Origin of the sequence: Sphingopyxis sp. (assembly GCF_019459305.1) — a bacterium.
GTDB lineage: Bacteria > Pseudomonadota > Alphaproteobacteria > Sphingomonadales > Sphingomonadaceae > Sphingopyxis.
Map to the genome: position 1 here is coordinate 39,294 of NZ_JAIBES010000015.1, position 21,131 is coordinate 60,424.

Here is a 21,131-nt window from a genome sequence, read left to right on the forward strand (position 1 = left end):
CTAAATTCTGCCCTGGAGGGAATGCGAACACATGCTCAGGGCGCCATTCATTACGCAACCATACGCAGCTCGCATCGGCTCCAAATCTCAACCAACGCATCCGTCAACGCCCGCATCATCGCTTTGCTATGCGCTGGGCCCGGGGTGAAGCGGAGGCGTTCGGTGCCCCGCGGGACGGTAGGGTAGTTGATCGGCTGGACGTAGACGCCGTATTCGGCGAGCAATATGTCGCTGATCCGTTTGGCCTCGACGGGATCGCCGACCATCAGCGGCACGATATGTGTTGAAGAGTTCATGACGGGAAGGCCCGCATCGGCGAAGCATTGCTTGAGATAGGCTGCGGCCGCCTGTTGTGCCTCGCGTTCCTCGCTCGAAGCCTTGAGATGCCGGACACTCGCCAATACGCCTGCGACTAGCACCGGCGACAAGCTGGTCGTGAAAATGAACCCAGGCGCGTAGCTGCGGATCACATCGACGATCACTTTATCGGCGGCGATATAGCCGCCCATGACGCCGAACGCTTTGCCCAGCGTACCTTCAATAATTGTCACGCGGTCGGCAACGCCATCACGCTCGGTAATCCCGCCGCCGCGTTCACCGTACATGCCGACGGCATGGACTTCGTCGCAATAGGTCAGCGCATTATAGGTGTCGGCAAGGTCGCATATCTCGGCAATTGGCGCGACGTCTCCGTCCATCGAATAGACGCTTTCAAACGCGATCAATTTCGGCGAGTCGGGATCGTCTGCGCACAGCAGCTCTTCGAGATGCGCCAGATCATTGTGCCGCCACACGCGCTTCTCACAGCCAGAATTGCGAATGCCCGCGATCATACTCGCATGGTTGAGTTCGTCTGAATAAATGATGCATCCAGGCAAGATTTTGCCGAGCGTCGCGAGCGTCGCCTCGTTTGAAATATAGCCCGAAGTGAAGAGCAACGCGCCGTTCTTGCAGTGAAGATCGGCGAGTTCAGCTTCAAGATCGATATGGTAGTGCGTATTTCCGCCAATGTTGCGCGTACCGCCCGAGCCTGCGCCAACATCATGCAGCGCTGCTTCCATCGCCGCAATCACCTTGGGGTGCTGGCCCATCGCAAGATAGTCGTTCGAGCACCAGACGGTAATTGGTTTTGGCCCGTTATGCCCGGCAAAACAGCGTGCATTGGGATAGCTGCCCTTGTTGCGCAAAATGTCGATAAAAACGCGGTAGCGCCCTTCTCCGTGAAGCTTATCAATCGCTTGCGAGAATATCTTATCGTAATTCACATCGTCATTCCTTTAAGGTTATGTCGGCTGCAGCACTCAAACTTTGCTGCGGCTTCTTAACCCCATTTTCGGTCGAGATCAGTTTTCGACCAGTGACGGGCGCGACCAATTGATTGAGATCGAATTTGGGCGGCTCACTAGTCTTCGTCGTTTTGGATGCAAACCGGCGAGGATCACCGGCGGTCGAGGTTCATGACCTTCGTCCATGCTTTGACAAAGTCTTGCGCAAACTTGTCGCGCGCATCGTCTGCGGCATAAACTTCTGCAACAGCGCGCAATTCAGAATTCGACCCGATCACCAGATCGACAGGCGTAGCCGTCCATTTGAGCTTGTCTGTCTCACGGTCGCGCCCTTCGTACAGCCCCGCAGACTGCGAAGATTTCGACCATTTGGTGGACATGTCGAGCAGGTTGACGAAGAAGTCGTTGCTGAGTGTGCCCGGACGGTCGGTAAACACGCCGTGCGGTACTTGTCCGGCATTGGCATTCAGCGCGCGCATGCCGCCGACCAGCACTGTCATTTCCGGCACCGTCAACGTTAAAAGGTTCGCGCGTTCGATGAGTCCTTCCGCCGGCGACATGCGGTTTCCATTCGCGTAATAGTTGCGGAAACCGTCTGCGGTCGGTTCAAGTACGGCAAAGGAACTCACATCGGTTTGTGTTTGCGACGCGTCCTCGCGACCCGGCGTGAACGGCACCTGGACGTCTTGACCGGCCTGCTTGGCGCCCTGCTCTATCGCAGCCGCGCCGCCCAGAACAATCAGATCGGCGAGCGAAACCTGCTTTCCGCCCTTTTGGGTGCGGTTGAAGTCCTTCTGAACGCCCTCCAGGCGTGTCAGCACTTTCGCGAGTTCAGCCGGATTGTTCACCGCCCAACCGCGCTGCGGATCGAGTCGAAGACGTGCCCCATTAGTCCCGCCACGCAAGTCAGTGCCACGGAAGCTCGCGGCGGACGCCCAGGCCGCTCTAACCAGTTCAGGAACCGTCAACCCGGTGGCGAGAATCCGCGACTTCAACTGCACAACATCCCCTGCATCAATCAACGCATGATCGGTACCCGGGACCGGATCTTGCCAAATCAACTGTTCCGCTGGCACTGCCGTACCAAGATAGCGCGAGCGCGGACCCATGTCGCGGTGCGTCAGTTTGAACCATGCACGCGAAAAGGCGTCAGCGAACGCATCCGGGTTCTTGTGGAAGCGCTCGGCAATCTTGCGATAGGCTGGATCCATTTTTAGCGCGAGATCGGTGGTGAACATGATCGGCGCATGTCGCTTCGACGGATCGTGCGCATCCATTACCAAACCGGCTGCTTTCTTGTCGCTCGGGACCCACTGGATCGCCCCGGCAGGACTCTTCGTCTGCACCCAATCAAAGGCGAATAAATTGTCTAGAAACTGCGTTGTGAAGGCGATTGGGTTGGTCGACCATGCACCTTCCAAGCCGCTGGTAATGGTATCAGCTCCGGCACCGGTGCCACATTTGTTTTCCCAGCCAAGACCTTGTTGTTCAAGCCCTGCGCTGGCGGGGTCCTTTCCCAGACAATCATTTGGCTTGTGCGCACCGTGCGCCTTGCCGAAGGTATGCCCGCCTGCGATGAGGGCCACGGTTTCCTCATCGTTCATGGCCATGCGACCGAATGTTTCACGGACGTCGCGGGCTGCCGCGACCGGGTCCGGGTTGCCGTTCGGACCTTCGGGATTTACGTAAATGAGACCCATTTGCACGGCAGCAAGCGGGTTCTCCAGCTTGCGATCACCGCTGTACCGTTTGTCGTCGAGCCATTTGCTCTCAGGACCCCAATAGACCATGTCGGCTTCCCAGTCGTCTGTGCGTCCACCGGCAAATCCGAAGGTCTTGAAGCCCATCGATTCCATAGCGACGGTTCCCGTAAGGGCCATCAGGTCAGCCCATGAAATCTTCCTGCCATATTTCTGTTTGATCGGCCAAAGCAGGCGGCGCGCTTTGTCGAGGCTTACATTGTCTGGCCAGCTGTTGAGAGGCTCGAAGCGTTGTTGCGCGCCACCGGCGCCGCCGCGTCCGTCAGACACTCGGTATGTTCCAGCGGCATGCCAAGCCATACGAATGAAAAATGGCCCATAGTGACCATAATCCGCAGGCCACCAAGGCTGAGACTGGGTCATCACCGCGCTGATGTCCTTCTTGACGGCATCAAGATCAAGCGTCTTGAACTCTTCAGCATAGTTATAATCGTCCCCCATAGGGTTGGACTCTGCTGCGTGCTGGCGAAGAGGCCTGAGGTCGAGCTTGTCCGGCCACCAATCTTGGTTCGTCATTGGCTTGTCTTGAGCAAGGGCCGGGCGAGACATCGCGATCGGCGACATAACTGCGGCCAAAAGTGCGATGAGCGATATACTGTTCTTAAGCATTGGGATTGTTTCCTATGGATGAGCCTTGTTGCCAAACGCAGGTGATAGCCTTTGCTTATGCGCAACCGGGAATACACCACAGCACGCGCTATTGCGCAAACAAAGCCGGACTGCGATACGTATTAGCCCTAGGTTGCAGTCGGTCATTTGCGCGGCAATTCTCGATCCAGTTTTCCGTGGATAATCTGACTCAACGATGTTGAGCGGCACGAATTACTTATTTGGTCGCCGAGATCTATATTTTGAACCGCGCCTAAAAACGTTCGATAAACTCGCATTTACTCCATCGTTCACCGCTGAGAGCACGTGCTGGTTCGACGGGCCTTGCATATCACGCATGGAAAAGGGCGGCTCAACCTCTGCGAGCCGCCCATTGACCATTAGTTGACGTTTGTCATACGCAGATAGGGACGAAGCTCTTCCCATCCGTTCGGGAACAGGCTTTTGGCTTCGTCGTTCGAAATAGAGGGAGGGATAATGACCTTATCGCCCTTGTTCCAATCCGCTGGAGTCGCAATGCGGTTGGCATCGCCTGTTTGCAATGCATCGATGACGCGCAGAATTTCGTCAAAGTTGCGGCCCACACTCATTGGATAGGTCATCGTCAGCCGGATCTTCAAGGCTGGATCGATGATGAACACAGATCGCACCGCCTGAGTGTCGCTCTGCTGAGGATGAATCATGTCATAAAGCGTCGCGATCGCCAAATCGGGATCGGCGACAATAGGAAACTGCAGGTCGGTGTTCTGCGTGTCGTTGACGTCCGCTATCCATTTCAGATGCTCTTCAGCGGTATCAGTAGACAGGCCGAGTGGCTTGGTATTGCGCGCAGCAAACTGTTCTGCAAGTTGTGCGGTTCTACCCATTTCGGTAGTGCACACTGGGGTAAAATCGGCTGGATGGCTGAAGAAAAATACCCAGCTGCCCTTGGCCCATTCGTGCAAGTCGATCGGGCCTTTTGTCGTGTCAGCCGAAAAATTCGGCGCGGTGTCACCTATATGAATCGTCATTCTGAAATCCTTTTGAAGGGCTCATTTGTGGCTGAGCAGGGACCAAATGGTGCGAGGAACGGAACTGAGGGAAAGGGGGGGGGGCCGTTCCTCGCACCGGATAAGTGTCATTTTATTTAACACTTATCAAGCGGGATTTCTGATTATCTGTAATCGTTTTTGCCACTCGCTACGCCAATACTAAACGATACAGGCGATGGACAGATCACTTCGGATTCCTTTCAATGGCCTTGAAGCCGCTATGACAAGCCGCACATTTCTGCATCCCACTGTTTAGTTTGCCTTGAATTTCAGCCATCGACGCAGTGTCAGCTGTCAGCGCAATGGCGCCAAAGGATTGGCGCAATCCTTGAGACAGCTGTGTGAATTCAGGCGGGGATTTTTGCTTCACGGCCTGCCCAAGCGGACTGGCCTTTCCCTTTGCAAGGCCGCTCGCCACTGTCTTTATCGTTTGTCGGTCGGCTGTGAGGCTGGCGTCCAGAATGGACTGGCTGCCGTTTAGAAATCCAAGCATTTCGCCACGGATATGCTGCCGTTCGGCACCCGTAAATTCAACAGCCGTCCGTCCATCGTCAGCAATTTGCTCTGAAGCAGGCGCGTTTTCTATTACTCGATTTTCTCCAAATTGGATCATGCCGAGAATGCCGGCGGCTACACCGAGCGGAAGTGCATACCAAAAACCGTTTCTTGCCAAATTACTACTCCTCAATCGTTAATCGTCATCAAAAGTTCAGGAACTTCTGATTCTCGAGCAAGATATATTCCGCAACGGCATCGGGCATGGCGACGCCGATCCCGTCGAGCAATGCCGCCTTGTCGAGGCTGCGATTGGGCAGATAGATAGCGCAGACTTCAACCGCGACACCGTTTGCCATCAGATTTTGCAGCAACTTCTGCGGACTCATTCCTTTGGGCGCGAGCGGTGCGGTGGCACTTGCTGGCGGCGCCTTGAGGGCAAGGTCTCCGGCAGCGCTGCACAATAAGATACGAGGCTTCGCGCCTTTCTGCATCGCCGCATTGGTCAGAATGAGTGCCATCAATTGCGTCTGCGGGTCTTTGCTTGTCACAATCGTCAAAAGTGGCTGAGAGGGGCTTTCGTGCATGATGGGCTCCTTGGTCGCCGCAGTGTTGGCATGTGCCGATGTCCCGAAAGTGATCAGGCTGAATGCGAAGGCGGTGAATGCCCAACGCGAGAGTGAAACGTTCCGTCCTGTAGACGTGGGTTGACACATGACTCCAATCACATTGATTCTCCTCGATTGCGTCCTTTGCCTTGACCCCTGCCGGAGCCACTGCCGATTTCTCCACCGCGCGCAACGCAACGCTGGAAGGCCGGTAGATGCCGTTCTGCAGAAGCATCCCGCAGGTTTTGCAGCACGATGCGAATTTCCGGGAAGTCAGCGACGATAGGCAGCAACTCTTCATCATAGAGCCGAACATTTTCAACTTCGGCCTCGACCCCGACCTGGCACAGCGCCTGCAGATCAAGTTTTGCAACATCCGGTGGCGCAAGTGCCGTATTTACGGGGACTGGCACGCCATATTTGGTATAAAGGCCAGTGAGCATTTCCATGTGGCGCTTTTCCGCGTTCACAATATTTGAAAAGGGACGTACCGCTCCAAACCGATCTAAAATTGCGGTATAAGTGGCGAATGCAGCTTGTTCATCCGCCATCGCCCGGCCCATCGCTGTGATTACCTTGTCAGGAAGTTTCATGTTCTTGTCTCCTGTCGCTGCTGAAGTGCAGGCAGCGGTAGCCATTAAAAATCCGCCAATGATTGATCTGAAAATCATCTTACAGCCTTTCTGTTTTGCGAGTTCCGCGTTCATGTCATATTCTCGAAAATGTGACGTTGATCAGCGATCAACCAAAATTCTTCAGCGCGTAGAGAAGCGGAATCCAAATCAGCGACGTGGTCATCATGCCCTTGACCGTCTGATAGGCAACCCAGACCCAGAAAAGCTCTTTCTTATGGTCTTTAAGCATAGCCAGTTTTTGCAGCAGGCCTGGTTTCCTTGTCTCTGACATCGCAGGCATGTCCTTCGAATATTGCCTTTCCTCGCTCGCGGGCTTGGCGGCGCCTAAAAGTGCTATTTCAAATATCTCTTTACAGGCTGCCGTTCTAAAAGCAATATATATTTTATCACTTTTCATCTGCCATCGGAGTTCTGATCATTCGCCTGACCTCGTACACAAACTATGCCCTGCGTATCCTCATGTACTGTGCGTTACACCCGGACCAGGTGGTCCGCATTGAAGACGTGTCAGCCGCCTACCGCATCTCCAAAGCCCATTTGATGAAGGCAACGCGGCAATTGGGGCAACTTGGCTATCTCGAGAATATTCGCGGGCGCACCGGCGGTGTTCGTCTCGGCATGACGCCAGACAAGATTATCATCGGTGAAGTCGTTCGGCACACCGAGGGTGATTTGGCTCTGGTTGAATGCTTTGCACCAGCCACAAATCAATGCCCACTTATCGGAGTTTGTATGCTGACAGGTGTGTTCCAGCGCGGCTTACGCGCATTTTTGTATGAACTTGACCAAGTGAAATTGTCCGATCTCATCGGACCCGCGCCCGCTTTGCGAGCCAGACTGTCCGGCGGTTCGCGAGAGTCCGCCAAATATCGGCTGCCGGACATTTGAGCATTCGCCGTCGCGCGGCGCGCTTGCGGTTTCTCATCGCACCGCGCGGATTTTAATCAGCCAGCAGCGAAACTTGCTACGTCCGCCCTACAGGTGTAGGAATAGTGACTCTTGCTAGCAGCCCGCCATCACGCGCTGCCGCCAAGGTTAAATCACCGCCGTAATCGCGGGCAATATCGCGAGCAATGGCGAGACCCAGGCCCGACCCGCACCGGGGGTCGTCCAGCGTCGCACCAATAGCAAATACCGACTCATATTGGCTGGGCGCGATGCCCGGGCCATCATCGGTCACCGTCAGATCCACGGCATCACCGTGGAGTTCGTACCCGATCTCGACCACCGCGTTGGCCCATTTTCCAGCATTGTCGAGCAGGTTAGAGAGTATCTCGCTGAGATCTTCTGGATCGCAGGCAATCTGCGGAGCATGCGACGCATTGCCTTTGACGTGAAAATCAACGGACGGATGGAGCCGCTTCATTGCCGCGATCAGCGGGGGCACAGCGTCCATCAGTTTTGCCGATAAGCCGACGCCGTGGCGCGAACCGCCCGACCGCGTGCGCGCAAGATGATAGTCGATCTGACGCTGCATCCTCTCGCTTTCGGCCAGAAATACCCTCGCGGATTTTGACGCAGCATCATTCTCGAGCATCCGTTCTGCTTCATCGGTTGTCACCGCAAGTGGCGTCCGTAGCGAGTGCGCCAAATTCCCTGCCTGGACGCGGCCGCGTTCAACGATAGCGGCGTTGCCGTTGGCATAGGCATTCAAATTGGCCACCACGAGTTGGATTTCATCAGGAAACACTCCTTCGAGCTGTCCGGTCTTCCCGCTATGAAGATCAGTAATGGCGCGCGCCAAGCGGGCAAAGGGTTTCAGTCCAAAAGTGATTATCGCCAAACCGCTGCCGATAAGGGCGCAAGCCAGCAGCATCAGCCAGATGGATAGTTCCTGGGTAAAGTTCGATATGATCCGCTGCAAATGGCGTTGATCTGTCGCAATGATAAACTGGAGCGGGGCGGCACCAGCGGTTTTCTTGATCGCGCCATAAGCAATTGTCGGGCCGGAGGGACCAGCCTCGATTCGATGCAGAATTTCCGGTGACCGCGCAATACCATCATCGAGCGATCCGCGCGTCATCGACCCTGATTTCAGGGTAACATAGCCCTCTCGCGTCACCTGCCAATAAAAGCCAGACAATGGCACAGCGTAGCGAGGGTCGGACAATGGCCGGGAAAGGCGGGGATTTCCGCGTACGTCCAGTTGCGTTAGTCCGGCAAGCTCGCGGACGTGAACTTCAAGCTCTTCATGATATAAATCCTCCACATGTGCTGTGAAAAGACTGATCGCAGAATACCAAATAGCGCCTATTCCAATTGTGACCCAAAGCAGGATAGACAGCAGGAAACGCCCGCGCAGGCTGGTCAACGAAATTCTCATTTCTCGAACCTATAACCAAGGCCGCGCAATGTTCTAATCCGGTCCTTGCCAATCTTTCGGCGCAGTCGGCTGATATGCGCCTCAATCGCATTATGGTCGCGTTCCGCCTCCAAGGCGTAGAGGTCCTCCAATATGTCGGTTTGCGAGAGAATATGGCCAGCGCGGCGCATGAACAGATGCAGCAAACCAAATTCCTTCCGGCTGAGTTCGATCATCGTGCCATTGATCGACACGCTGCGGGCGACCGGATCGAGAGCAATCCCGGCAATGTCGAGAATCATCGGACTGCGCCCATCGCCGCGCCGCCACAGCGCATGAAGGCGCGCCAGTAATTCTTCAAAACGCACCGGTTTGACCATGAAATCATCTGCCCCGGCGTTGAGACCTTCGACCTTGTCACGCCAGTTTCCGCGAGCGGTTAAAATGAGGATTGGAACCCTGTCTCCCCTCGCACGCCAAAAACGCAAGAGCTCGAGGCCATCGCCATCGGGTAATCCGAGATCGAGAATGATAGCGCTGATCTGTAAAATATCGGGCCAAGACCTGGCATCTTGCGCCGTTCCGACGGTATCAACGGCAAATCCAGCTGTCGTCAGCCGTTCCGACAGGCGCCGGCGCAATTCCGCGCCATCCTCAACCAGCAGTACCCGCATATCATTCTCACTCTAAAGGCAGCATTAACTTACACGATAAGCTGACGGCACACTGACATTTGTCAGTCTTTTGTCAGTTTGACCTGCGAAGGGCATCTTCATGAACTCAAAACGCTACCTTATCGTCCTCGCCCTCCTCGTTATTGCAGGCGCATGGGGCTGGTGGGCACGTGATCGCGGCGAAGACAACGCGGCGACCTCAGCGCAAACCAAGGTGGCTCCAGGCGTATTGACAGCCAGCCAGATCAGTCGTCTCGGTATTAAGACTGCGGTCGCGATCGAGACCGATGCCACATCTTTGGGCTCAGTTCCCGCAATCGTCACCCTCCCGCCGGAGGCGCGGGTCGCGGTAACAGCCCCGTTCACAGGCTCGGTCATCAGGCTTTACGTTGTGGTTGGACAAGCGGTCAGGCGCGGACAACCGCTTGCCGTATTGCGCAGCCGCGAACCACTGCAATACGGTGCCGAGCTTGCTCGTGCACAGGCCCGTTTAGGGCTTGCACAGGCAAGTGCAGCACGCACGGGGCAACTCGCCCGGGAAGGCATTGTAGCCGGGGCAAGAGCAGATGAAGCACAGGCATCGCTCCGCCAGGCGCAGGTAGACGTTAGCGAAAACAACCGCGTTCTTGCTCAATCGGGCGCTGGCGCCAATGGCGAGATTGTGTTGCGCGCGCCCATTACGGGCCGATTGGCACTGATCAATGTTCAAACCGGTGGCCCCGTCGACGGAATGACAGCACCCTTCGTTGTCGAAAACGATGCGTCGTTCATGCTTGATCTACAACTGCCCGAACGGATGGCCAACAGTGTCTTCCCGGGTATGCAGGTTGAGGTTCCGGTACCCGGGGGCGCACCAATCATCGGCAGCGTGGTTTCGGTGGGAAGTTCGATCGATCCTGCAACCCGGTCAGTCCTCGCCAAAGCCCGGATCGGCGCTGCGCCGATGCTGGTCAGCGGAAAGAGCGTGATGGCGGTCCTCAAGGGTAAGAGCCAGATCCCCGGCACGACCGTTCCGGCGGCCGCAGTCACACGGATTGGTGACAAGGATATGGTTTTCGTAAAAACCAGGACAGGCTTCGTAAAGCGCGTCGTCACGGTGTCGGGCCGAATCGGTGAGCAGGTTTTGATTTCCGGCGGTATCAAGCCTGGCGAGCATGTGGCGACCTCTGGAATTTCGGAACTCAAAGTCATTCTGAGTGAGGGTTAACCCATGCTGCGGCGTCTGGTTGAGCAAGCTCTGGCCTTTCGACTGGCTGTAATCGGCATTGCATTGGCATTGGCCGCCTGGGGCGCTTGGTCTTTCATCAATTTGCCGATTGATGCCTTTCCAGACATCAGTTCCACCCAAGTCAAAATCATTCTCAAGGCCCCTGGCATGACGCCCGAAGAGGTAGAAAGCCGGGTTATCACGCCGATCGAGATGGAAATGCTTGGTATTCCCGATCAAGCAACTTTGCGCTCGGTTGCAAAATACGCGATTGCCGACATCACGATAGATTTCAAAGACGGCACGGATATCTACTGGGCGCGCAGCCAGGTCGCAGAACGTCTATCCAACGTGTCGGGCGATCTTCCGGTCACGGTTGAAGGCGGCCTTGCTCCGATCTCAACGCCGCTCTCCGACATGTTCATGTTCACTTTGGAGGGACCGCAGACGCTCGCCGAAAAGAGGCGGGTGCTCGACTGGGTTATAAGGCCTGCGCTGCGCACGGTACCAGGCGTCGCTGACGTCAACGCGCTGGGTGGTTTTGTCGAGACCTTTGAAGTGCGGCCCGATAATGCCGCGCTCGCTGCCGCCGGCTTAACGATCGAGGATCTGCGCGATGCAATCGAGAGCAGCAACCGCAATGACGGCGCGGGCCGTTTGAAGGTCGGAGAGGAATCGCTCATCGTCCGAGCCGTTGGCGCGGTGCGTTCGCTTGAGGATCTGTCGAGCGTCATCGTCCGCACAACCGCCGGCGCAGTCGTGCGGGTAGGAGACGTCGCCGCGGTCCGCACCGGCAGCCTGACGCGCTACGGGGTTGTCACGAAAAACGGCAAAGGTGAAGCGGTCCAAGGCCTTGTAATCGGTTTGCGCGGTGCCGATGCAAGCAAAGTCGTCGCAGGGGTCAAAACCCGGCTTGACGAGATCAAGTCCGCTATGCCGAAAAATATGAAGGTCGACGTTTTTTACGACCGGTCCGACTTGATCGGGCGCGCCGTGGGTACGGTCGAACGGGCGCTGCTTGAAGCCACGGTGTTGGTCGTTATTTTGCTCTTGCTGTTCCTCGGCGACGTGCGCGCATCGATCATCGTTGCCGTCGCATTGCCCATGGCGGCGTTACTCACCTTCATCTTCATGCGCTCGATTGGCCTCACTGCTAATCTGATGAGCCTTGGCGGGCTCGCTATTGCCGTCGGCATCCTTGTCGACGGCGCGGTGGTAATCGTGGAGAATGTGGTCGAGCGGCTGTCCGACCCCAAGCACCATGCCCAGGGCAAGCTCCATAATGTGTTTATCGCAGCAGCTGAAGTTGCGACGCCTGTGGCCTCGGGCATGGCCATCATTGCTTTGGTTTTTCTTCCGCTGCTCACGCTGGAAGGTCTCGAAGGAAAGCTGTTCGCGCCGGTTGCACTCACCATTGTCCTCGCCTTGATGTCCGCGCTCGCGCTGTCACTCACGCTTATCCCCGTGCTCGCCTATTTTGGTTTGAAGCCGACCAAAGGGCATCATGAGCCTTGGCTGATGCGCCAAATTTCTCCGCGCTATGAAAGCGTTTTGAACAAGGCTTTCGGCAACCGTAAACTGGTCGCAAGCATCGCGGCTGGATCGCTTCTGGTGGCCGGCTTTGCCTATTCGGTGACCGGCAAGACGTTTCTCCCCACAATGGATGAAGGCTCCACACTGGTTCAGTTGACGAAGCTCCCGAGCGTCAGCATCGAGCACAGTGCTGCAGGTGATTTAAAGGTACAACAGGCAATATTGGCCAAAGTGCCCGAGGTTACGGATATTATCGCCCGCGTCGGCAGCGACGAGCTGGGACTTGATCCCATGAGTCCCAACGAGACCGACAGTTTCATGAAATTGAAGCCACGTGAAGAATGGCGCGTGGCCGATAAGGACTGGCTGAACGAAGAAATCCGCAAGGTCATGGATGAACTGCCGGGCATCGAGCCGAGTTTCACCCAGCCCATCGAAATGCGCATCTCTGAGATGTTGACGGGCGCGCGCGGCGACTTAGCGATCAAATTATTCGGCCCCGATCTGAACGAACTGTCACGGCTCGCGGGCCAAATCCAAACGCGCTTACAAAAAATCGATGGAACAACCGAAGCAATGACGGTCGCCAATGATACTGTTGATTATCTGCAGATCGACATTGACCGTATGGCTGCTGGCCGCGCGGGCATGCCAATCGACATGTTGCAGGACATGATGCGGGCCGATGTCGAAGGCGTGCGAGCTGGTGTTGTTGCAGATGGCAATCGCCGCGTGCCGATACTGATCCGGGGTGCTGGCGGCGAGGGAGTGGATCCCACGACCTTTGTCGATCAAATGTATCGTTCGCCAACCGGCCAGCTGGTGCGCGCAAGCGACGTCGCCACCGTCGCACAGGTTGCCGGTCCGGTGAAACTCGAACATGAAAACGGCTCGCGCTTTGCGATGGTGCAGGCATTTGTTTCAGGCCGTGACCTTGTCGGCTATGTCGAAGAAGCCAAGGCTGACATTGGCGTCAACGTAAAACTGCCACCTGGCTACCGGATTGTTTGGGGTGGGCAGTTTGAAAATCAACAACGCGCATCGGCTCGGTTGATGGTGGTCTTGCCACTGGCGCTCATCCTGATTTTCATCGTCCTCTATGCAACGCTTGGATCGGTTCGTGCCTCGCTGCTCATCCTTGTCAACATCCCCTTTGCCATGGTTGGCGGGATGGTTGCGTTGGCCGTGTCGGGGGAATATCTCTCGGTACCGGCATCGGTTGGGTTCATCGCCCTATTGGGTATCGCGGTTCTCAACGGACTGGTGATGGTCTCCTATTTTCGGCAACTCCGCCAGGAAGGCATGGCCCTGGCGCAAGCGGTCAGGATCGGCGCGGCGCGGCGCTTGCGGCCTGTCCTAATGACCGCAAGTATTGCAGCTTTCGGACTGGTACCCCTCCTGTTTGCAAGCGGTCCAGGCTCTGAAATCCAGCGGCCGCTTGCCATTGTAGTGATTGGCGGATTGGTTACCGCCACGCTGCTCACGCTCATCCTGCTGCCTATATTGTATGAACGCTTCGGCGAGAGCTTGGCTGAACGCGAGGCCGGCGATCTCGCGCATCCAGCAGGAGCAGAAGAATGAAGATGCATCACCTTATCGCTATGTTGTTAGTAGCTTCTGCCCCGGTACTTGCCGAACCCGGCTTGCTGCCCGAACCGGCGGTGCGGGAGGCTCTTGATGCGCACCCCAGCGTCGAAGCCGCCAAGGCGCGGATTGGTGTTGCGAAAGCAGAAGAGCGCGCTCTGAAAGCGGGCCCGCACGAAGTTACCGTATCGGGCAGTTATATCCGTCGTTCGGTCGATCGTGAAGGCGAGTATGACGAATATGATGCGACGCTCAGCCGCGCTGTCCGCCTGCCGGGTAAGGCACGGCTCGATCGCAAGGCAGGTGCATTTGGCGTTGCCGCTTCGGAAAACCGCTTTGAAGACGCCCGACACCAAACAGCACTATTGCTTAACGAACTGTGGTGGGACTGGCTCGGTGCATCGGCTGAAACCGCTGTCGATCTGCAAAGTGTATCAAATTTGCAGCAGTCTTTGGACGGCGTGAAGCGGCGTGTCACCCTGCGCGATGCAGCACCCTTGGAAGCGGACCAGGCAGAAGCAGCATTGGGCACAGCCAGGCTCGCCGCTGCACAGTCAAAAGGCCGGGCCGACTTCGCACGCACGCGTTTGATTGCACAATTTCCCAGCTTGGCGCTGCCCGATTTAGCAGTTGAGCTGTCTTTGCCCCAACAGCCACCAGGCGGATTTGCGCTGCTTCGCGATCAAGTCATCGCCCGCAGCCATGAAATTGGCGCTGCAGAAGCCGAGGCGGCGCGCCTCGGCGTTGTTTCTGAGCGTGTTCGCCGGGACCGGATCGCCGACCCAAGCGTTGGCCTCAGGGTGTTTAGTGAGCGCAACGGCGCTGAACGCGGGGCAGGGCTGGTCTTGTCGATGCCGATCGGCGGCGGTCAACGCCGTGCGCAAGCGGACAAGAGCTCGGCAGAAGCAAGTGCAGCGCTTGCCGAGCTGGCTGCTGTCCGTTTCGACGTCCAGGAAATGGCTGATGGCGATCTCTCACGAGCCGAAGCGGGGCTGTCAGCATGGCGCCGGAGCCGTGAAGGTCTCGACGCGCAAGTGGCGGCTGTGCTCAAAATGCGGCGCGGCTATCAGCTTGGCGCGATCGATCTGGCGGATCTATTGCTCGCTGAACGCCAGACGCATGATGCCTTTCGTTCAGAGGCGATCACGCGAACCGAAGCCATGCGTGCCATAACGCGCCTCAGAATTGACAGTCACAACCTTTGGATTGGCGACGAATGAGAGAACTTGTGCTGACAACGACGATCGGTGCGACTAGGTAGCCGATCAGATGTTATCGTTGCGCTCACTAATTTTTAAATATCGGATGCTTGCCCTCTTGTTGGTGGCAATGGCTCTTTGCATCAAGGCGCTCGTGCCACCGGGCTTCATGGTTACAGGCGCGTCCAAATTGCTGACGCTGCAGATTTGCGCTGATGGGTCAGGCAAAGCCATGACCACGACCATCGAGGTTCCGCTCAATAACTTACCGCAGAATGAACATGGAAAAACTGGCAAAGCCGATAGTCCTTGCGCCTATTCCGCTCTCTCGATGGCATCGCTGTTTGGCGCTTACGCAACCTTACTGGCGCTGGAACTCGCTTTTGTCCTTGCGTTAGGATTTGCCCCCGGCTTTGCATCCATATTCAGGCGCATAGCTTATCTCCGCCCACCTTTGCGCGGACCCCCGTCGGCCATTTGAATATTCAAGCAGATTTTTCGGAATCCGCTGATACCGCGCGGCGCTGTGCAAGGACGCAATCACGAATGATCTCCCGGCGCGGACGCTCGATATGCCAGCTTTCGGACGGGCAACATCGCGGTGCATTCGGCAACATTAATTCCTAACACCCACAGCGGAGCGAATTTTCGTATCGGGTGTTGCTCTACACAGGATACTATTTCATGAAGATATTGAGTTCAATCACATTGGCCGCTGCTGCTGCGGTCATTCTGGCAGGCGCTGCGCCTGCTGAAACCAATCGCGCAAATACCCTTGTTATCAAAGATGGATGGACCCGCGAAACGGCACAGGGGCAGACCGCCGGTGGCGGTTTCATGGTAATCACCAATCAATCCGCACGCGCAGACCGGCTGATGACTGGGAGCTCAACTGCGGCCGCAGAAGTTCAAATCCACACGGTCTCGATGGATGGCGGTGTGATGCGAATGCGCCAACTTAGGGATGGACTTACCATTCCAGCCAATGGCGCAGTCACGCTCAAGCCAGGTAGCTTTCACATCATGTTGATGGGACTAAAACGACCCTTACAGCGCGGCATGACCGTACCGATCACGTTGCAGTTTGAACGCGCAGGTTCTCGGATCGTCCGGCTCGCCGTGAAGCCGGTCGGCGCAACTGGAGCGACTGGGGCGAAAGGTACGCATCATGACGGAGATTGATCCTGCAGCGACCACCAGCCTCAAAAATCTGCGCGTGCTTCTTTGGATTGTAGCCGGTCTGGCGGCGGTTATTGGCTTGCTTCTCTATGCTGGAAGCGCGCAAAAAAACATCCCGGCAAGCGACTATGCATCGGCCTTTGGTGGTCCGTTCGAGCTGACCGCCGCAGACGGATCCAAGGTTACGGATAAAACTCTGGCGGGAAAGCCTTATGCCATATTTTTCGGCTTTACCCGCTGTCCCGATGTCTGCCCCACGAGCCTCGCACGCATGGCAAGGCTCAGGCAGCAGCTTGGCGACGAAGGCATGAAATTCAACATCGTCTTCGTGTCGGTGGATCCTGAGCAAGACAAGCCAAGCGACATCGGCAGCTATGTGGAACTGTTCGGGACGCCAATCATCGGCTTGACGGGTGATGATACCCAACTCGCCCAGATCAAGAAGGGCTATGGTGTATATGCAAAGCAGGTGCCAATCAATCCGGCGCAACCGCAAGGCGACTACACCATCGACCATACTGCGGCGATTTACTTAATCGGTGCCAAGGGCGAGTTTGTCTCCACGATCGATTATCATGAAGCTGACAGCGTCGCCCTCGACAAATTGCGGCGGCTGATCGCGTAGAATCCCTGCCTGATACTGTCGTCGAATGAGCCAAGTGGGGTCTGACGTCGACGGTATCAGACGCTGGTCGGGCAGACTATGCAAACACATTGCTGCACGCAGGTCCCGCAATATTTGATGGGGACCATCGACGGCGGGCATGCCGATCGCCGCGCATTTTCCAACTATGGGCATTTGCGCGTAGACTCAGCATTTGGCGCAGTCTCCCGTTTAGCGCCACAAACCCTTACTCTGTCGTCTTGCCATCAAAATGTTCATGATCTGCATTGGCGTCGGCGCAGGTCTTGTGGACAGTGCCATCAAGATGCTCGGGCGGGCCATAAATCGTATAGAGCCGTAGCGGTTCCTTGCCGGTGCTCACGACATTATGTCGAGCGCCCTGAGGCACGATTATCCCGTCTTCAGCCTTTACACGGTTACAGACGCCATCAATCCAGATTTCACCCTCACCGCCTTCGATGCGAAAGAACTGATCGCGATTATCATGGATTTCATCGCCGATCTCGTCGCCGGGCAGAATCGCCATCACGACAAGCTGGAGATTGTGTCCCGTATAGAGCACCCGTCTAAAGTCATCATTCTCTTCGGTCAGACGCTCGATATTGTCGACTAGGCCCTTCATAATATTGTTCCTTTCGCGCTCTATCGGGCAATCTTGCCCCGAAGTGTATAAGCCTAGGCTTTTATGGCAGCCGTGCCAGCCTGCTTATGTGATGCCGCCGCCCGGGGCGCTGCCAGCTCTTCGATCGTTACCCCATCCCGAATATTATAGAGCCGCTTAAAGGTCGGGATAATTTTTTCATCATGGGTCACGACGATGATCGCAGTTTGAAATTGCTGGGCCATCGCATTGAGTAATTTGATGACCGCAAGCGCCCGTTCGCCGTCAAGCGGAGCGGTTGGTTCATCGGCGAGAATGACCGGTGGTTGGTTGACGAGCGCCCGGGCGATCGAAACACGCTGCTGCTCGCCCCCGGACAGCTGTGACGGCATCGCCTTTGCGCGGTGACCAACATCAAGCGCATCGAGCAAATCACGTGCTTCCTTGCGCGCAACCGCATTCGACTTGCCCGCCAACATGGGCAGCAGGGCAACATTGTCCGTCACATCAAGGAAGGGGATCAAATAGGGGGCCTGAAAGATGAAACCGATCAGGTCGCGTCGTAACGCCCGCAAATCCTTCACTTTCCAGCCATCATCGTAAATCAGCCGATCGCCGATTGTCATCCGGCCAGACGTTGGTTCGATCACGGCTCCCAGACATTTGAGCAACGTGCTCTTACCAGAGCCCGATGGTCCAATCAGTCCGATCACCTCGCCTTGGGCCACCTCCATGTTGGCACCCCGCAGCGCATATACAGCTGTGTTACCCTCGCCATATGTTTTGACAACATTTTCGATCAATATGCCGTTAGCCACCGATTGCCTCCGCAGGATCAATCTTCAGCGCGGCATAGATGGCAAGAATGCTGGCGAGCGTGCACACTAGCATGACTGCGGCAAATCCCTGAAGGGCATCCGATGAGAGCAAAAGGACATATTTCGGGAAAAAAGGCGCCCAGAACGTCGCTGCCACTTTACCGACCACGAAACCGATCACCCCAAGACCCAATGCCTGCTGCAAGATCATGCCTGAAATTGTGCTATTACGCGTCCCGATCAGCTTGAGTACGGCAATTTCGCGGATCTTGCCGATCGTCATTGTGTAGATTATGAAGGCGACAATTGCCGCGCTTACAATGGCCAATATAACCAAAAACATACCGATCTGCCTCGCCGAATTGGCGATTAGTTTCTGGACGAGAATCTCCTCCATCTCGGCACGGGTATAAACCGTCAAACGCTGCCACCGACGGATCGCGGCTGCGACCGTGTCGGGATCTGCGTCCGCGTTTACTGTGACGAGAACGGCGTTGACATTATTGTTGGTCGACTGCGCGTTGTTGACGGCCTCTGCAACCGCAGGATTGCCGGGCGGGTTCAACACTGGGCTTGCTGCCGTTCGCGCACGTTGGCGCACGATTGCATCGCTATCGCGCTGATATTGTGCTTGCTGCGCATCTTTCAGAGACAGGAATAACATCGGGTCACCACCCGATGAAACCATCCGGCTCGTGATCCCAACAATTCGGTATCTGTTGCGTCTGACCTGGACTTGATCGCCGATCGCAAACCCAGTCTTCTTGTCGGCGACGGCTTCATAATGGCCGCGGACAATGTGTCGCCCAGCGACGAGATGGGTCGGCTGCCCGGGTTCCCCCGGAGTCGCCATTTCCATACCAACCACCATCACCCTGACATCTTTGTTGCGATGCGAGATCTGCATCGTCAAATAAGTGATGCCTGCGGCTTGAGCCACGCCGCGCATCGCGCGGATCGGGCGTTCGCTGTCTTCGGGCAGACTAGAGGGCTCGGCATAGGGACCCAGTGTATCGCGCTGGACGACCCAGAGATCGGCGCGGCTGTTGTCTAGCAAAGCCTGTGCGTCGTCGACCATACCGCGATAAACACCGGCCATCGTCAATGTAACGCCGATCAACAGTCCCAATCCGACGCCTGTAAAAATGAACTTACCCCATCCGTGCAGGACATCGCGGCTGGCAAGGTTGATCATGGCAACTTGTCAACGACGGTGAACCGGCTGTTGGCAGACAAGGCAATTGCGCTGTGCATGATGATTTCGTCGCCCTTTGCCAATCCGTCCAGCACCTGTACCCAGCCATCGAGGCTCTGGACACCCAGTCTGACCGGGACAAATTGCAGGTTGCCGTTATGGATTGCCCATACTCCGTTCCGGCCATCGACACGGTGGACGGCTGCATTGGGGACAGCGAGAGTTTTTGCGCGGCGAGGTAAGGTGACGGTGACTTCAGCAAGTTCACCGATCGAGGGCAGGGGAAGAGCGCCGCCCAGACTCACCTTGGCGAGCACTTCTTCGGTCACCGCGTCTGCGAGCGGCTCGACCCGTTCGATGCGTCCAGCACTTGGCTGATCGGGACGAGAGCGCAATATAGTCAAGGCCGACAATCCGGCTGCGATACCACCGGATTGGGTCTGGTCGAAACGCGCATTGATCCATAGTTCCGCGGGATCGACAATTTCAACTACGGGCTGGCCTGCCACAACCGTCGTTCCAGGTTCTGCCGCGCGCCGCACGACCAATCCCCCACGGGGGGCGATGAGGCGTAGATTTGCCTTTTGCTCGATGAGCGCTGCCCTCTCAGAACCCAAACGGCCGCGATCCTGGGTCGCCGCCGAGCGGTTCGACTGGGCTGCGGCCAACGCTGCTTGTGCGGCCGCAAGCTCTTGTCGCCGCTGGTCGACCTGGGCGTCGGTGACCCAGCCGCCTAACTTAAGTTGCTCGGTCCGTGATGCCTGCGCGCGCGCCAGCGTTACGCGCGCCGCAGCGTCGGCGATTTGTGCTGTGGCTGCCTGCTCCAGCGCCGCTGACCGAGCCACACCGCTTTCGGCTCCCGCAATTCGCTCATCAAGATCGATTGGGTCAATTTGTGCCAGCAATTGGCCCGCTTTGACCATGTCTCCGACGTCAACCGCGAGCATCGTTACCCTGCCGGAGGTCGTTGGACCGATTCTATGTGTGTAACGCGCTTCGACCGTGCCGATGCCAAAAAGTGCAGGCGCAATGCTGCGCTCCTCAACCTTCACGACAGTGACGTTGATCGGTGCCAGCGGTCCGGAACGTAGCGCCACCCAGACAAACACCAGCAACAACGGAATGATGACCACAAGCACGGACAATGCACGACCGCTGATCGCAAACGGTAGTTTCATATCCGGACTCCGAGACTGGTCAGATACAGCGGAAATAGTCGCTGGGACATCGCCGACATTGAAGAAAAATCATCGGCCGCCATGGCCTGCATTACCATTCCCTGGATCATCCCCAACAACAATGTTGCCGCTGCCGCAAGGTCGATATGCTCCGAAATCAAGCCTAATTTGCGTGCAATTTCAATCTGTTCAGCAATCTTGTCCCGGTAACAGGCCATGAGCGTTTTAACCTGCGTCTTGGCAGGAGAATCGTTCCTGCGCTGCAATTCACCAAAAACGATCCGGGGAACCCCAGGATAGGCAACGACAAAGGCGATATGCGCGTCGAAGATGATCCGCAAAGTTTGAATAGGATTGTCGCTGCCTTGACCTTCAAAGCGGCGAAGTCGTTCTTGCGATGTCCACCCCATCACGGCTGACCAAATTGCATCCTTGTCAGCAAAGTGCCGAAAAAGCGCGCCTTGTGTAACGCCCATATGAGCAGCGATCTGCGCAGTCGTGATATCAGCAGGGTTTTGATCAGCCGCTAGCGCTATGACTGCCTGCACTGTGGCCGCGCGCCGTTCGTCCGCAGAGAGATGTTTGCGAGGCATGGGGATCCCTTACAAGAAA

The 21,131-nt window shown here is 56.4% G+C and carries 21 protein-coding genes; 7 read left to right on the forward strand and 14 right to left on the reverse strand.

Annotated elements, in window-relative coordinates; genetic code table 11:
* Positions 1-50: 50 nt before the first annotated feature.
* From hemA to K0M74_RS01570, 7 genes are all read right to left on the reverse strand, one after another.
* The gene (gene hemA, locus K0M74_RS01540) at positions 51-1,265 is read right to left on the reverse strand and encodes a 5-aminolevulinate synthase (RefSeq protein ID WP_293967202.1); all 1,215 of its coding nucleotides are present in this window, start codon (positions 1,263-1,265) and stop codon (positions 51-53) included.
* 173 nt (positions 1,266-1,438) lie between these two features.
* A complete protein-coding gene (gene katG, locus K0M74_RS01545) occupies positions 1,439-3,655 on the reverse strand; it encodes a catalase/peroxidase HPI (RefSeq protein ID WP_293967204.1) in 2,217 nt (738 codons plus the stop codon).
* A 380-nt stretch (positions 3,656-4,035) separates the two neighbouring features.
* Entirely contained in the window at positions 4,036-4,665 is a 630-nt protein-coding gene (locus K0M74_RS01550; protein ID WP_293967205.1) for a peroxiredoxin, read from the reverse strand.
* Positions 4,666-4,870: 205 nt separating this feature from the next.
* The gene (locus K0M74_RS01555) at positions 4,871-5,359 is read right to left on the reverse strand and encodes a hypothetical protein (protein WP_293967206.1); all 489 of its coding nucleotides are present in this window, start codon (positions 5,357-5,359) and stop codon (positions 4,871-4,873) included.
* A 28-nt stretch (positions 5,360-5,387) separates the two neighbouring features.
* Entirely contained in the window at positions 5,388-5,768 is a 381-nt protein-coding gene (locus tag K0M74_RS01560; RefSeq protein ID WP_293967208.1) for a DsrE family protein, read from the reverse strand.
* A 137-nt stretch (positions 5,769-5,905) separates the two neighbouring features.
* Entirely contained in the window at positions 5,906-6,496 is a 591-nt protein-coding gene (locus K0M74_RS01565; RefSeq protein WP_293967209.1) for a DUF2202 domain-containing protein, read from the reverse strand.
* A gap of 34 nt (positions 6,497-6,530) precedes the next feature.
* Entirely contained in the window at positions 6,531-6,821 is a 291-nt protein-coding gene (locus K0M74_RS01570; protein WP_293967211.1) for a hypothetical protein, read from the reverse strand.
* A 26-nt stretch (positions 6,822-6,847) separates the two neighbouring features.
* Here K0M74_RS01570 and K0M74_RS01575 point away from each other — a divergent pair, with 26 nt between their 5' ends.
* Complete coding sequence (locus tag K0M74_RS01575) at positions 6,848-7,312, forward strand: Rrf2 family transcriptional regulator (RefSeq protein ID WP_293967288.1); 465 nt, start codon at positions 6,848-6,850, stop codon at positions 7,310-7,312.
* A 76-nt stretch (positions 7,313-7,388) separates the two neighbouring features.
* Here the strand turns inward: K0M74_RS01575 and K0M74_RS01580 are convergent, their stop codons facing one another.
* Positions 7,389-8,735: a HAMP domain-containing sensor histidine kinase gene (locus tag K0M74_RS01580; RefSeq protein ID WP_293967213.1), complete on the reverse strand. Its 1,347-nt coding sequence runs from the start codon at positions 8,733-8,735 to the stop codon at positions 7,389-7,391.
* An 8-nt stretch (positions 8,736-8,743) separates the two neighbouring features.
* Positions 8,744-9,400, reverse strand: a complete 657-nt coding sequence (locus K0M74_RS01585; RefSeq protein ID WP_293967215.1) for a response regulator transcription factor — start codon at positions 9,398-9,400, stop codon at positions 8,744-8,746.
* Between the two features lie 100 nt (positions 9,401-9,500).
* Here K0M74_RS01585 and K0M74_RS01590 point away from each other — a divergent pair, with 100 nt between their 5' ends.
* The 6 genes from K0M74_RS01590 to K0M74_RS01615 all read left to right on the forward strand — a co-directional run bounded on the left by K0M74_RS01590 (position 9,501) and on the right by K0M74_RS01615 (position 16,727).
* On the forward strand, positions 9,501-10,607 hold the full coding sequence (locus K0M74_RS01590) for an efflux RND transporter periplasmic adaptor subunit (protein WP_293967217.1): 1,107 nt from the start codon (positions 9,501-9,503) through the stop codon (positions 10,605-10,607).
* Positions 10,608-10,610: 3 nt separating this feature from the next.
* The gene (locus K0M74_RS01595) at positions 10,611-13,721 is read left to right on the forward strand and encodes a CusA/CzcA family heavy metal efflux RND transporter (protein ID WP_293967219.1); all 3,111 of its coding nucleotides are present in this window, start codon (positions 10,611-10,613) and stop codon (positions 13,719-13,721) included.
* Positions 13,718-14,944: a TolC family protein gene (locus tag K0M74_RS01600; RefSeq protein WP_293967220.1), complete on the forward strand. Its 1,227-nt coding sequence runs from the start codon at positions 13,718-13,720 to the stop codon at positions 14,942-14,944. Before K0M74_RS01595 ends, K0M74_RS01600 begins: the two co-directional genes overlap by 4 nt.
* 109 nt (positions 14,945-15,053) lie before the next feature.
* Entirely contained in the window at positions 15,054-15,404 is a 351-nt protein-coding gene (locus K0M74_RS01605) for a hypothetical protein (RefSeq protein ID WP_293967222.1), read from the forward strand.
* A gap of 203 nt (positions 15,405-15,607) precedes the next feature.
* Positions 15,608-16,105, forward strand: coding sequence for a copper chaperone PCu(A)C (locus tag K0M74_RS01610; RefSeq protein ID WP_293967224.1), 498 nt, complete (start codon positions 15,608-15,610; stop codon positions 16,103-16,105).
* Positions 16,092-16,727, forward strand: coding sequence for an SCO family protein (locus K0M74_RS01615; protein ID WP_293967226.1), 636 nt, complete (start codon positions 16,092-16,094; stop codon positions 16,725-16,727). Before K0M74_RS01610 ends, K0M74_RS01615 begins: the two co-directional genes overlap by 14 nt.
* 226 nt (positions 16,728-16,953) lie before the next feature.
* Here the strand turns inward: K0M74_RS01615 and K0M74_RS01620 are convergent, their stop codons facing one another.
* From K0M74_RS01620 to K0M74_RS01640, 5 genes are read right to left on the reverse strand one after another with little or no spacing between them, the layout of a single operon-like run.
* Entirely contained in the window at positions 16,954-17,349 is a 396-nt protein-coding gene (locus K0M74_RS01620; protein ID WP_293967228.1) for a cupin domain-containing protein, read from the reverse strand.
* A 53-nt stretch (positions 17,350-17,402) separates the two neighbouring features.
* Positions 17,403-18,146, reverse strand: coding sequence for an ABC transporter ATP-binding protein (locus tag K0M74_RS01625; RefSeq protein WP_366932622.1), 744 nt, complete (start codon positions 18,144-18,146; stop codon positions 17,403-17,405).
* Complete coding sequence (locus K0M74_RS01630; protein WP_293967232.1) at positions 18,139-19,341, reverse strand: ABC transporter permease; 1,203 nt, start codon at positions 19,339-19,341, stop codon at positions 18,139-18,141. Before K0M74_RS01630 ends, K0M74_RS01625 begins: the two co-directional genes overlap by 8 nt.
* Positions 19,338-20,519 (reverse strand): efflux RND transporter periplasmic adaptor subunit, encoded by a 1,182-nt coding sequence (locus K0M74_RS01635; RefSeq protein ID WP_293967233.1) that lies wholly within the window; start codon positions 20,517-20,519, stop codon positions 19,338-19,340. The genes K0M74_RS01630 and K0M74_RS01635 overlap by 4 nt, the downstream gene beginning before the upstream one ends.
* A complete protein-coding gene (locus K0M74_RS01640) occupies positions 20,516-21,112 on the reverse strand; it encodes a TetR/AcrR family transcriptional regulator (RefSeq protein ID WP_293967234.1) in 597 nt (198 codons plus the stop codon). The genes K0M74_RS01635 and K0M74_RS01640 overlap by 4 nt, the downstream gene beginning before the upstream one ends.
* Positions 21,113-21,131 lie beyond the last annotated feature (19 nt).